Origin of the sequence: Synechococcus sp. A15-28 (genome assembly GCF_014280175.1) — a bacterium.
Taxonomy (GTDB): Bacteria; Cyanobacteriota; Cyanobacteriia; order PCC-6307; family Cyanobiaceae; genus Parasynechococcus.
Window position 1 is genome coordinate 1,732,531 of the sequence record NZ_CP047931.1, and the last position, 13,722, is coordinate 1,746,252.

General features: G+C 48.2%; 11 protein-coding genes. 10 read left to right on the forward strand and 1 reads right to left on the reverse strand.

The genetic code is table 11. The annotated features are described in order from the left end of the window. The first annotated feature begins 92 nt into the window (after positions 1-92). The 6 genes from SynA1528_RS09965 (at position 93) to SynA1528_RS09985 (ending at position 8,218) form a co-directional block, all read left to right on the forward strand. Positions 93-497 carry a hypothetical protein gene (locus tag SynA1528_RS09965; RefSeq protein WP_186586624.1) on the forward strand — a complete coding sequence of 135 codons (405 nt, stop codon included), beginning with the start codon at positions 93-95 and terminating at the stop codon, positions 495-497. Between the two features lie 3 nt (positions 498-500). Further along, the gene (locus SynA1528_RS09970) at positions 501-2,180 is read left to right on the forward strand and encodes a SulP family inorganic anion transporter (RefSeq protein ID WP_186586625.1); all 1,680 of its coding nucleotides are present in this window, start codon (positions 501-503) and stop codon (positions 2,178-2,180) included. A 182-nt stretch (positions 2,181-2,362) separates the two neighbouring features. Next, the gene (locus SynA1528_RS09975) at positions 2,363-3,997 is read left to right on the forward strand and encodes a glycogen debranching protein (protein WP_286187810.1); all 1,635 of its coding nucleotides are present in this window, start codon (positions 2,363-2,365) and stop codon (positions 3,995-3,997) included. Beyond that, entirely contained in the window at positions 3,973-4,536 is a 564-nt protein-coding gene (locus tag SynA1528_RS13295; protein ID WP_286187811.1) for a hypothetical protein, read from the forward strand. The genes SynA1528_RS09975 and SynA1528_RS13295 overlap by 25 nt, the downstream gene beginning before the upstream one ends. Positions 4,537-4,590: 54 nt before the next feature. After that, on the forward strand, positions 4,591-6,753 hold the full coding sequence (locus SynA1528_RS09980) for an AGE family epimerase/isomerase (protein ID WP_186586626.1): 2,163 nt from the start codon (positions 4,591-4,593) through the stop codon (positions 6,751-6,753). A 76-nt stretch (positions 6,754-6,829) separates the two neighbouring features. Continuing rightward, complete coding sequence (locus tag SynA1528_RS09985; protein ID WP_186586627.1) at positions 6,830-8,218, forward strand: 2OG-Fe(II) oxygenase family protein; 1,389 nt, start codon at positions 6,830-6,832, stop codon at positions 8,216-8,218. Between the two features lie 5 nt (positions 8,219-8,223). Here SynA1528_RS09985 and SynA1528_RS09990 read toward each other — a convergent pair whose 3' ends face one another. After that, complete coding sequence (locus SynA1528_RS09990; RefSeq protein ID WP_186586628.1) at positions 8,224-9,870, reverse strand: early set domain-containing protein; 1,647 nt, start codon at positions 9,868-9,870, stop codon at positions 8,224-8,226. 300 nt (positions 9,871-10,170) lie between these two features. On the opposite strand from SynA1528_RS09990, the gene SynA1528_RS09995 reads away from it, so the two are divergent. The 4 genes from SynA1528_RS09995 to SynA1528_RS10010 all read left to right on the forward strand — a co-directional run bounded on the left by SynA1528_RS09995 (position 10,171) and on the right by SynA1528_RS10010 (position 13,717). After that, the gene (locus tag SynA1528_RS09995; RefSeq protein WP_186588395.1) at positions 10,171-11,028 is read left to right on the forward strand and encodes a type 1 glutamine amidotransferase domain-containing protein; all 858 of its coding nucleotides are present in this window, start codon (positions 10,171-10,173) and stop codon (positions 11,026-11,028) included. A gap of 71 nt (positions 11,029-11,099) precedes the next feature. Then, positions 11,100-12,821 (forward strand): thiamine pyrophosphate-binding protein, encoded by a 1,722-nt coding sequence (locus SynA1528_RS10000; RefSeq protein WP_186586629.1) that lies wholly within the window; start codon positions 11,100-11,102, stop codon positions 12,819-12,821. 31 nt (positions 12,822-12,852) lie between these two features. Further along, positions 12,853-13,278 (forward strand): hypothetical protein, encoded by a 426-nt coding sequence (locus tag SynA1528_RS10005; RefSeq protein ID WP_222930183.1) that lies wholly within the window; start codon positions 12,853-12,855, stop codon positions 13,276-13,278. A 43-nt stretch (positions 13,279-13,321) separates the two neighbouring features. Next, positions 13,322-13,717 (forward strand): nuclear transport factor 2 family protein, encoded by a 396-nt coding sequence (locus SynA1528_RS10010; protein ID WP_186586631.1) that lies wholly within the window; start codon positions 13,322-13,324, stop codon positions 13,715-13,717. Positions 13,718-13,722: the final 5 nt, after the last annotated feature.

A 13,722-nucleotide genomic window follows, 5' to 3' on the forward strand; every position in this document is an offset into this window, starting at 1 on the left:
TCAAGCAACAGTTCATCCGTGTGGGTTCCCCATGGAGGGAAGCCCGAACGGGATGCCAGCACTAGCGTTTTCATAAGTCATCTCGAAGAATGATGCGGTGGAGCCTGGCGGGCGGAGTTGCAGCTCTCGGACTCCATTTCGGTGTCCTCAGCTCACCGGTGATCGCCCAGCAATGGACCGGCAACATCAAGCAGCCGCAACAGGCTTCAACCACCCAGGCCCTCAACCTTTCTGAGCATCTGAGCAGAATCGGGGCCAGGTTTTACGGGGCCTGGACCTGCCCCGCCTGTGTTCGCCAGATGGAGCTCTTTGGCAAGCAAGCGGCTGTTCTGGTTCCTTATGTGGAGTGCAGGATGCCGGAACAACGTCCGAAGGAAGCAGCTGCCTGCCGCGAGGCGGAGGTACGGGCCTATCCCACCTGGTTGTTGCCCAGCGGACAACGGCGCGAGGGGGTTCAGTCGATCAGCGAACTGAGCCGTTGGAGCGGTCTCGACTGAACCATGGCACTGATTCACGGCTTGCACACCCGCAATCTGCGAGGGGATTTACTGGGGGGACTGACCGCAGCCGTGGTGGCCTTGCCTCTGGCCCTCGCTTTCGGCAATGCGGCTCTAGGGCCAGGTGGAGCCATCTACGGCCTTTACGGTGCAATCGTCACGGGATTTGTGGCAGCCCTGCTCGGGGGGACGCCTGCCCAGGTGAGCGGGCCGACAGGTCCGATGAGCGTCACGGTGGCTGGGGTGGTCTCCAGCCTGGCCGCCGTTGGTGTTTCTTCAGACCTCTCGGCCGGAGAAATGTTGCCGTTGGTCATGGCTTCAGTCGCGATCGGCGGCATCTTCGAGGCACTGCTGGGAGTGCTTCGTCTGGGGCGCTTCATCACCCTGGTGCCCTATTCGGTGGTTTCGGGATTCATGTCCGGCATCGGCTTCATCATCCTGATCCTGCAAATCGGCCCCTTCATCGGTGTAACCACAACAGGAGGAGTCGTCGGCTGTCTGACCACAATGGCTGAGTTGCCATTGCCAAACCTTGCGGCGTTGAGCATCGGCGTCATGACCCTTGCGGTGGTCTTCCTGACACCGGCACGGATCCGTCAATGGGTCCCATCCCCACTGTTGGCCCTGCTGATCGTGACTCCGTTGTCGCTGTTGCTGTTCAACGACGACCGGTTGCAGTCGTTGGGATTGGAACCGCTGAACCGCATCGGCGCCATTCCTGAAGGAGGGCTCCGATTCGTGATGCCGAACTTCAGTCAACATCTGCCGGAACTGATCAAGGCCGGTCTGGTGCTGGCATTGCTTGGAGCGATCGACTCGTTGTTGACTTCGCTGGTGGCCGACAACATCACCCAGACAAACCATGACTCCAACCGAGAGCTGATCGGTCAGGGAATCGCGAACACCCTCTCAGGACTGCTTTCGGGCCTTCCCGGTGCTGGAGCCACGATGCGAACAGTCATCAACATCAAATCAGGAGGAGCGACGCCTCTTTCCGGCATGACGCACTCCCTGGTGTTGTTGCTGGTGCTTCTTGGGGCAGGGGCATTCGCCGCCGAGATCCCGACAGCACTGCTGGCAGGAATTCTGATCAAGGTGGGGCTCGACATCATCGACTGGGGCTTTCTGCTCAGGGCCCATCGCCTTTCAGTCAAAACGGCTGCCCTGATGTACGCCGTGATGTTGATGACCGTCTTCTGGGATCTGATCTGGGGGGTGTTGGTGGGAATGTTCGTCGCCAATCTGCTGACGGTGGATGCCATCACGCAGACCCAGCTGCAAGGGATGGACGAGGACAACCCTCACAAGGGGGACAAGCTCCAGATCGAAAACCTCAGTGAACAGGAGCGGAGGCTGATGGAGTGCTGTGGTGGGCAACTGATGTTGTTTCGGTTGCGAGGTCCACTGAGCTTTGGTGCCGCCAAGGGGATCAGCGCTCGCATGGGGCTTGTGAGCAACTATCAGGTACTCATCCTGGACATCACGGACGTGCCACGGATGGGCGTTACCGCAGCTCTGGCCATCGAACGGATGGTTCAGGAAGCCCAAATGCTCGGACGCGTGGCCTTTGTCGCGGGCGCAAACCAACGTCTGAAGAAACGCTTGGGGCGCTTTGGCGTCACCGGCGTAGTGACGGACAGGCTGGATGCACTTCAACGGGCCAGGGACCACCTGCAAGAGTAAGCGATTCGCTACAGCCAAAGCAATTTTTGTCAAGCATTATCTGCAAGGGCTCACATCAAAAACCTGCTCGTCCTGAACACCCCAAACACTGCTAGAGAAGGAATGCTTGCGACGAACGCGTCGGCCAAGCCTTACGAAGTAAATCAATAATCCGCGGAACATTCTCTGCATCGATTCAACTCATGACGATCAGCGCACCTCCTGCACTCGCTTCACTACGAGGTAACCCGCTTGAGCCGCAAGGGACTCCCTTTCGTCGCTTCATAGGTTCTCCTCACCCCTTCGGGAGCACAGTTGAATCTGAAGGAGTCAACTTCTCTCTTTACAGCAGCAGCGCAACAAGTGTTCAACTGCTGATCTTCACCAAACCAGACGATCTTGAGCCTTCAAAGGTCATCGATCTAGATAGAAACAATAATAGAAGCTTCAACATTTGGCATACCTTCATTGAGGGGGTGAAGCCGGGCATGGGTTATGCCTACCGCGTCGACGGCCCTCGAGAGCCCTGGAACGGCAATCGTTTTGATCCCGACAAGGTTTTGGTGGATCCATATTCCAAGGGGAACAGTTTTGCGCGTTGGGATCGGGGAGCTGCCTGCACGCCCGGCGACAATCTGCACAAATCAATGCGCAGTGTTGTTATCGACACCAACAACTACGACTGGGAAGGGGACCAACCACTGAAAAAACCAATGGCTGAGACCATTGTTTATGAGATGCACGTCGGTGGCTTCACAAAAAGCCCCACGAGTGGCGTTAAACATCCCGGAACTTATCTTGGCCTGATTGAGAAAATCCCCTATCTCAAGGAACTGGGAATAACGGCCGTTGAGCTGCTGCCTGTTTGCAGTTTCGACCACACCGATATCACCAAGGTCCACGAAGGACGCAAATTGGTGAATTACTGGGGCTACAGCACTATGGGATACTTTGCCCCCCATCAAGGATATTGCGTCAACCCAGACACAAGTCAACATATCAATGAATTCCGAGACATGGTAAAGGCCCTGCATCAAGCAGGAATCGAAGTCATCCTGGACGTTGTATACAACCACACAGACGAAGGCAATCATCAAGGTCCAACATTTAGCTTCAAAGGGATCGACAACTCTTCGTATTACTACCTCACTGGACCGGATGGATCTCGTGAGTTTTACTATGACTACACAGGTTGCGGAAACACCTTTAACTGCAATCACCCTGTTGGAGAAAAACTGATCATCGACTCCCTTCGATTCTGGGTCGAAGAGATGCATGTTGACGGCTTCCGTTTTGATGAAGGGTCGGTGTTGAGTCGAGGGGAAGATGGAGTTCCACTGGAGCATCCTCCAGTCATCTGGGCGATTGAACTCGACGATTTGCTCGGTCAATCCAAAGTGATCGCTGAGGCTTGGGATGCTGCTGGCTTGTACCAAATCGGCTCCTTCCCTGGAGCTCGTTGGGCCGAGTGGAATGGAAAATACCGAGATTGCATCAGGAATTTCATCAAGGGGGAGCCAGGAATCATTGGAGAAGTTGCAGGACGAATCACAGGAAGTGCCGATCTGTATCAGGGTCGTCACCACGAACCAACGAACAGCGTCAACTTCGTTACTGCTCATGATGGCTTCACCTTGTATGACCTGACGGCGTACAAAGAAAAACACAACTGGGCAAACGGCGAGGGAAACAATGACGGAATTGACGACAACGTCAGCTGGAATTGTGGCGCTGAGGGCGAAACAAACGATCAATGGATCAATGGATCAATGATCTTCGCAAACGCCAGGTCAAGAATTTCGCAACCATCCACATGCTTTCAATCGGTGTTCCGATGATCGTTGCGGGAGATGAATTTATGCGCAGTCAGGGTGGCAATAACAACACTTATTGCCATGACAACGAAATCAATTGGTTTGATTGGAACAAGATACAGCAGCCTGAACGACAAGAGATGATTCGATTCTGGTCCATGATCATGGACAAGAGAAGGAGATATATTGATCATTTCAAAGGTAAATATTTCGAAGGCAAGCAAAATCGGTTTGGCCTATATGACGTTTCTTGGCATGGCACCAAATTAAATAGTCCTGGCTGGGACGATCCCAATGCGCTGTGCCTTGGCATGACACTTGGAGATACAGCAGAAGACACAGACCAAACACTCAATATCCACGTCATGTTCAACATGTACTGGGACGGTGTCGAGTTCGAGATACCTCAGGCTTCTGACCTGAGGTGGTATCGAGCCATCGATACTGCCCTTCCAACACCAAATGACATCCAACCTCCTGAACAACAAGTTGCCATTGATGGCAACACATATCTCGTAACTGGAAGAAGTATTGTTGTTCTCGCTTCGCGAGAAACAAACTGAATTCCCTAGCAATTCTGCCACAATAACAATTCCACAATTTCCACATTCCAAGTCATGGCATCTAAAAATCAACTGAACTTCCCCTTCTCAGATCTCGTCGCTGGGTACATTCGCAGCGTCTCCTATCCGGAGATCTTTGACTGCAAGGGCATGGTCGAACTGGAGACATCCGATGGACGGATGTACACCGTGAAAATCACAGATGCCTGTTACGCAGAGCTTGTACGCAACCTTGGTGAGCCCTTCCAGGTGGCACCTGATATGTCACAGATCCTTGTAGAGGATCGTTTTGTCCATGTGTATGGACTCTTCTACCCTGAAGCTGACAGCCTCAAGTTTGAGGCCAAGCACATGCTTCTCTTCGGCCGTGGAAAAGATGATCTGCGTTTCGAAGATCAGAACTGGTGGATTCATCAAATTCAGCAGTTGTTGAATTTCTATCTTGAAGCTCAATTCAAGGTCGTCGAAGGCGAAGCTATTGACTTCAAAAAATTCCGCACTGATTTGAGTGCTGAGGGTAAGAAGCAGGATGGCGTTCAGAACCTCGATACTATCTCACGACTGGTGTATGGCTTTGCAACGGCCTACATGATCACTGGCGATGAACGTGCCCTCGAAGCTGCCACCAATGGCACTGAGTACATGCAGCGCCACTTCCGCCATCAGAATAAGAGTGAAGGAATCTGTTACTGGTACAGCCAGATTGATATCCAAGACGATGGAAGTGTACGCAAATACATGGGCTCCACTGCAGGTGGAGATGAAGGTGGTAATGCCATTCCTTGCTACGAGCAGATTTACGCTCTTGCTGGACCCACTCAAACCTGGCGTCTCACCGGCGGTGAATCTATTAAGCATGATATCGACGATACAATCGCATTCTTGAATCGCTTCTACAAGGATCACGGTCCTTATGGAGGTTATTACTCTCATGTTGATCCAGTCACCTTCGACGCCAAAGCTGAATCCCTCGGGGTTAACAAGGCCAAGAAGAACTGGAACTCCGTTGGTGACCACGCACCCGCCTACTTGATCAACCTTTATCTGGCCACAGGCGACGAGGGGTACGCGAAGTTCCTTGAGGATACGTTTGACACGATCTGCGAACACTTCCCTGACTACGGCTATAGCCCCTTCATGAACGAGAAGTTCTATGAGGACTGGACACACGATCTGAAGTGGGGCATTCACCAAGCCCGTTGTGTTGTGGGTCACAACCTGAAAGTGGCGTGGAACCTCACCCGCATGCATAGCCTCAACCCCAAGGAGAGCTACAAAACCTTTGCTCACCAGATTGCCGATGCCATCCCCCCTGCCGGTTGCGACAACCAGCGCGGTGGTTGGTACGACATGATGGAGCGGACGCTGAAGGATGGTGAAGAGCACTATCGCCGCGTCTGGCACGACCGCAAGGCTTGGTGGCAGCAGGAACAGGGAATTCTTGCTTACTACATCATGGCTGGCGTTTACAACGACAAGCCTGAATATCTGCGTTACGCCAGAGAAGGCACGGCTTTCTACAACGGTTGGTTCCTGGACTATGAGTCCGGCGGCATCTATTTCAACGTTTTAGCCAACGGTCAGCCCTACTCTCTTGGATCCGAGCGTGGTAAAGGTAGCCACTCCATGGCGGGCTATCACTCATTTGAACTCTGTTTCCTTGCAGCGATTTACTCGAACCTGCTTGTCACCAAGCAGCCAATGGACTTCTACTTCCGTCCAGATCCTCAGGGATGGCCCGACAACAAATTGCGAGTCGCACCTGACCTGCTTCCTGCTGGCAGTGTTGAACTGAGTGAAGTCTGGATTGACGACAAAACCTTCACCGATTTCGATCGAAAGGAGATGATCGTCAACCTGCCCAATTCCGATAAACCACTCCGCGTTCGCGTTCGTATTGAACCAGCAGGAATGGGCTTCAGTGCTGATCTTATGAGCTTTGAGAACGGAATTGGCAAGTTTGCACTTGATGGTGACCTCACGCGTTGTAAGCTCCCAACCCTGAAAAAAGAGCTGGAGAGACTCTCCGGGGTCAAGGGAATTGTCTTGGATATGACAAATCTCAAGACAGTTGACGACACAGGTTGGAACTACCTCCTGTTCACAAAACAACAGCGAGGAGCTGAATTTAGCGTTCAACTTTCCGGACTAAATCAAGTCATCAGTCAGTCTCTAAAAGACGCTGAACTCGATGAGGAGTTCGCTGTTATCGGCTAATTAAGCTGATTTCTAGCAATCATCCAAAACCCATCTGAAGGCGTGCGAAAGCACGCCTTTTTTCTGGACTATTCCAATGAGTAACTTCATAGCTATCAGCAAGCTGGGCGTTCAAGCGGCACAAAGTGGAGATTTGGCAACTGCTGAAAAGTATTTCCGCCAAGCGGCAGATATGAAGGGAGAGCCACCAGAAGCAATCTTTAATTTATGCAGACTGCTGAATATGCAAGGCAGACATAAGGATGTAGTCCAATCTTTTACCAAAAGGATAAAATCGCAAGACTACGTAACTATACATCCGCAACTTCTCTTAATCGCGAGCCAGTCTGCGCAAAGCTGCAGAAATCATTCACTGGCAATTGAGATCTTATCGTCTCTCCATTATAAGTATCCAGAAAATATTGAGACATCAGTTATGCTAAGTACACTAGAGATCGAAGCAGGCAGGCTTAGCGCGGCAATGAATATTATCAACATTACTATTAAACAAAGTGGTCGCAGTCCGTCACTTCTAACAAACCTAGCCATTTGCGAATCAGAGATGGGGAACCTTCAAACTGCGGACAACATTCACAAGGAAATTATAAGCAAGAATCCCGAAAAATTCCTTGCTTACTTTAATTATGGAAAATATCTGGCAACAGTAGGCGAAACCTCATTAGCAAAGCAATCGTTCAAAAAATGCCTAGAAATCGTACCCAATGCGCCAGAGGCATTGGAAGCAATCAATCAAATCGAACCGCAAGACACATCGATCGCTAAATTCTATGCAAAAATTGAATTAGGCGACTATCATAGAGCAGCAGTAATTCTCAAGGAGCATTCGAACACTATCGGCACCAGCGATTACTTATCATGTATAAGTTACCTTAACGAAAAATACCGTTCTTGGTTTGGCGAGTCTAGACAATTCTCGCCCAAACAATTAGTTCATAAACACAATTTAAATGAGGATACAAGTATTGACCTTAATTCATTGTATACCTACGTCAAGAATAGCGAATCGTTAATCAAGGACAGGCCTGGGAAACCGACAATAAACGGCTATCAAACCTACGAAGTCCTTAAAGGTTCGACAAATCAAACAGTAAAAATTCTATGTGAAAAGATTATATCGTTAGCAACCGATTACTACGACACCTTAGAACTCCCATACAAAATGGGTAACGGCAATAACAGATATGAGATTAGCGGATGGGGAGTTGCATTAAATGGGGGCGGGCATCAAAAGCTTCATACACATCCAGAAGCCAAAATAAGTGGAGTACTTTATCTGAAGACGTCGAAAGAAACCGAATCAATGGAAACCGACAAAGGAAATATACTTTTCCCTACAGTGGAATCTCTTTCAATAGCTCCGTACACAGGGCTTATGATTATATTTCCGAGCTATTTACCTCACTCAACAGTACCAACAACTGAAGAGAATGAAAGAGTATGTATTGCATTTAATGTAAACTTTTAGCTCAATCAATAGGGCAAGACTGAGTAGCCACCAATAATTAGATCTACATAGAATCTATAGCAACCAGAATGAGTTGGCGTAAACTCGAGGGCTGGCGGATTCCCGTGAGACGTTAATTGGCCATAGTGTTTAAGTGAGCCTAAACTAGGATCTGCTGAATAAGGGTTAGAGCCACTAAAATTATATCCTTTGCAGTCTAGTTCATAGTCTGCATAAACAAGAGCCCATGGCGACGAATTAGCAACATATTTATAGTTATAGGTTGTACCAGCCTCGAGTTGCAATACCTTTTCAAATCTTCCTGGACCCAGGGGATTCATGATGTTTAATTTTGATGTGGGGTCCCACGCAGCCATTGGTTGATCAAAAGAACCAACAAGTGACAATGCATCAATCGTATCAATAGGTAATAGAGTTGCATCACCTTCAACCACGTCAACAGTCAATCTGTCAGTAGAAGGATCAAACATGAATTCCAACATTGATTCATGATCAAGCTTGAAGCAAATATTGAGTTCGTGTGGCTTACCGTGCCAGGTTGTGCATTTAATTGATTTTTGAGACTTTACGTTTTCTAGATCAAGCCAACATCCAAGCCCCATTGTGTCCAGAAAAAGCTCTGAGCTAATTCCGATATTGACTACATGAAAACCTGCTTTGACTTTAGTCACCATTCCAACATAGGGCGTGCCAGCTACTGGATGCATCTCACGAGCAGGATCAGTAGGATCGAATTGATTTTGATCAAAAATACTTCCCAATAACTGATAACTCTTTCTGTCGTTTAAAAGATCAGGACTTTTGCCGTCGTTTCTTTTATTATCCGCATAGTCAACAGTTATTGATGGAGAAGGCGACATTGGGTTATGCAGGCTAAAGCGATATATAGAATCCTCATAAACACGTACAGTACAACCTGAATGAAAAGATGTGCCGTGGCTACTGCCAAAACCAGTTCCTTGAACAAGAGAACCTTGACCATCATTCAAGGATGAAAAGCCAAAATCTTCTTCATAATCAGCCGAAATCAGGAATTGATAAACGCCATCTGCCCTAAAATCTATGCCACCGTTTTTAAGCAGTGGAACATCAATCGTCCAAAGATCATCTGACTGGCGCTCAAAATCTCTACCTTTGAGGCGAGGATCAAACTTTTCAAACATATTCAAAGAGTCCCATACAAAGCCGTTAAGTTGGTAACTTGAGAACGAAGTGATCGGCTCAACTGTTGCAGCCCCGGCACTAGGTATCAGCCTTAGCGACATATCACTTGTGTCAAATTTGAAAAGTATGACTTGAGAGACACTGGACTTGAAATTTATATTGTGAAGTCCACTCCCATCCTCACTTTGTTGCAGCGGCCACAGAAGAGCACCACTAATTTTAGTCTCAAATGGATTAAATTTCAGCTGATTACGCATGCTATGATTTACGGCTAATCTTATAGAATATAATCCTGAAACATCTGGCAGATTAGTACCTTTAACAGGCACAGAAAGCTGCCAACATGTTGATGAAACTTGGACCATTTCAAGCTCAGTGTCGAATGGATTCCATTTCCACCTTCTCCGGTGAACATTACCAATTAAGCTCAGCGACTCAATCGTGGATGAGTCAACATGCGCTGATGTAAAGGTAGGAAGCTGATACATTGCCTGGTCTTGCAGATAACCCCTCCTAGCAGAAAAAGTCCACGCAGGCAACTTTATTGGGCGACCAAGAAAGAAGAGTATTTGCTCATAGCCCGAGCAACCATTGGATATCGGCAGGCCAAAATACAAACCAATCCGTCAAGATTATCTTGAATTGCTGACACACTTTCAATGGCTATCTAGTCGACCGACCTGACAAAACAGTTAGCTCAAACTATAATTTAAATGAATCCGAACATCGCATGGCCTCCTGCTTGGCCATGTCTTACATCGGTTCATTGGCACAGCTCTCGCAAAAAAATGTCAAAAAAAATTCTCGTCGTCCTTTCCGAGTGGGGGTATTGGGGTGAGGAGCTTATTGGCCCCTTAGATGTCCTCACATCCGCCGGATACTCTCTCGACTTCATGACTCCCAATGGGAGAAAGCCTGTAGCGCTTCCTCCCAGCATGGACGAAACCTACATCGACCCTCCACTCGATAAGGGCGTCACGAGTGCTCACTTTGCCAAAAGGACCAAAGAAGTTGATAGCTCAGATTTGCTAGCCAATCCGGTTAATCTTTCGGAAAAGCTGCCATTGATGCCTTACTTTAATAGTGAAAAATTCGGCCACAAATTAGAGGAATTTTTCAATACCCGCGAGGAATTCTGGAAAGAATTTGTTGACCCATATGACGCCCTGCTTTTACCAGGTGGAAGTGGTCCAATGGTTGATATGGTAAATAACGAACGTTTGCACAACCTTATTCTTGGTTATGTAAACCGTGACAAACTCGTAGCCGCTGAATGCTACTGCGTCACCTGTTTGGCTTTCGCACGTGAGTGGACTGATCGCAAAAGTATCATCTGGGGCAAGAACGTTACGGGTCATGCACGCGAATACGACTACAAAGAAGGTACCGGTTTCGCACAAATGTATGGCTATGACGGCGAGCCAATGAACACATCAGCTAATTTTGGACCACCGTTTTACCCTCTCGAGTACATTCTCAGAGACGCAACCGGACCTCAAGGCAAATATCACGGTGGTGTTGGACGCACCGTGTCCACAATCCTGGATTACCCCTTCCTCACTGGTCGCTCAACTCAAGATTCCACTCTTGTTGGCGAGTTGATGGTGAAGGTTCTTGAAGAGGATCTTCGTAAATATGGCTGGTAATAACTAGTCATCACTGACTTTCACCAGGCCGTAGCTGTCGATACGGCCTTTTTTATTTACTGATCTTCTACATGCGTGGCCACGAAGCGATTTTGATGCAATTCCTGGCTAATGGAATTGATCACATGTTTGGTAATCCTGGAACCGTAGAGCAGGGCTTCCTTGATGCCCTCTCTGATGTGCCAGAGATGAAATATATTCTCACCCTGCAGGAATCTATCGCCGTTCTCTGCGCAGATGGATACGCAAGGGCAAGATTCAAGCCAGCGCTTGTTCAGATCCATAGCTCTCCAGGACTGGGAAATGCCATTGGTAACCTTTACCAAGCCATGAGAGGACAGGCACCACTGGTCGTTATTGGTGGTGATGCAGGGATCAAATACCAGGCAATGGATGCTCAGATGGCTGCAGATCTGGTCGCCATGGCTGAGCCAGTGACAAAATGGTCGGCCATGGTCCAACATCCCAGCAGCCTTCTCAGAATGTTGAGACGGGCCATCAAAATTGCAAGCACGCCACCATGTGGTCCTGTTTATCTTTGCCTCCCCGAAGATATTCTTGATAGTGAGATCACTGAGACGATTTTTCCTGCACATATCCCCAGCTACAACACATCTCCGACTTCGCAAGATCTGCAAGAAGTCGCAGAATTGATCAAGGATGCAAGCAATCCCATTATTCTCTCAGGCGATGGTGTTGCGTGGACTGATGGAGTTGACGAACTTGTTGCTTTCGCTGAAACTGTGGGTGCCAAGGTTTATTCTGCAGATGGAGGCGAAATTAACTTCCCAGATGATCATCTTCTCAACTATGGCAGTACAGGTCATATGTTTGGGAGCGCGAGTTTGCCCATCACAAAAGGATGTGATTTGTGCATTGCCCTAGGATGTTACTTACTCCCTGAAGTCTTTCCAGACTTGGGCAATATCTTTAATGACGACGCAAAAATCGTCCATATCGATACCAACGTCAACAATATTGCCAAAAACCACCGAGTCGACATTTCGTATGTTTCTCAACCAGGAGCAGTCTTAAAAACATTGCTGCCAATGGTCAAGCAACTTCCTTCTGACTGGCATACCACCTCACAGGCGCGCCGCAAAAAACTTGAATCAGAATCTCCTGTCGTCAACAATAATGTAGACAAAACTTATGGGATTCCAGACGATTTAAATAATCCAAAGATTGACGGTAAATCAGTCTTTATGCGTTCAGGTCCATTTATTAAAAAGCTATCAGAGAAAGCCCCCAAAGATACGATTATCTTTGATGAGGCACTGACCAATTCACCTCCTGTCAGCAAATATTTTCCCGGCCAGAAACGCGGCGATCGCATGATGACCAGGGGTGGATCCCTTGGAACAGGCTTCCCTGGAGGAATTGGAGCAAAATTGGCTCATCCAGAACGATGTGTAATTGCTTTCTCTGGTGACGGCGGAAGCATGTACACCATCCAAACCTTATGGACAGCAGCTCGACATGGCGTCAATACAAAGTTTGTTGTTTGCCAAAACCGCTCCTATCGCCTGCTTCAAGCCAATATCACACAGTTCTGGAAAGAACGCGGCATCGAGGGACGTGAATTCCCATTAGCGTTTGATTTATCAAACCCACAGGTTAAATTCCACGACATTGCTATTGGCCTGGGTGTAAAAGCTGAATCTGTCGAAACACCAGATCAAATCGATGGTGCGATCGACAGGATGTTAGGCCACAATGGCCCTTACTTAATTAACCTAGTTCTGGATGGCGATATCCACCCAGAACTGGTTGGAGTCCATTGCGGTCAATAAATAAACTCATCATCCTTCCATCACTCTCATCATGATTACTCATCCTGAACTCTGGTCTTTTGCTGCCAATTGGTACCGATTGCTTGACATTCACGCTCCTCTAGAAAGCTTCCGACCACTGTTGACAGAAGACGTTCAACTTGTGTTCCCAGAAGCGACTGTAAAAGGATTTGAGGGTTACTCAGGCTGGTATAACAACGTTATTAAAATCTTCTTTGATGAAGAACATACGCTCAAAATTGCTGACATAACCAACCAAGATGATGGTGGTTGCGAAGCACATGTTGTTGTGAATTGGCATGCCAGCATTTGGAATGCTCCTGAAGCCCGCAGTATTCGTCTGATGATGGATGCTGACCAAACCTGGCAGGTCCATCGTCAGGCTGATGGTTCGCTGGGAGTTTCTAAATATGTCGTGAACTTCATGACATATGAGCCTGGATCCTGCAAACTCTAAGCCAACCCTCTAAACAGATCATCAACACTTCTTTTCTCAAATCATGAAAAACGTTCCTGACAGCAAACTCGGCAATTTGTACCGCGAACACATTAATCTTATTCTAAAGAAAGACATTGATGGCCTCTTGGCTCAATATGCAGATGACGGGCTATTGATTTCAAGCTTTGAGAAGACCCCAAAATACTTTCGTGGACGCAAAGAATTAGAGGTTCATTTCCAAGGCATTCTTGGAATTGAAGGTTTGGATACAGAAATTGCCTTCTGGGCTGAAACTGAAAATCCAACCACTTTGATGATCGTTGAAGCCATCACGATGCAAACGCCCGGTGGCGAGGCAAAAATGCGCTTCGCAGATAGCTGGGTGCTTAACGACGAGGGTCGGATTCAAATCCACTTCGCAGGAATGACTCAGTATCCCGACGGATCCGTTGCCTGACTTAA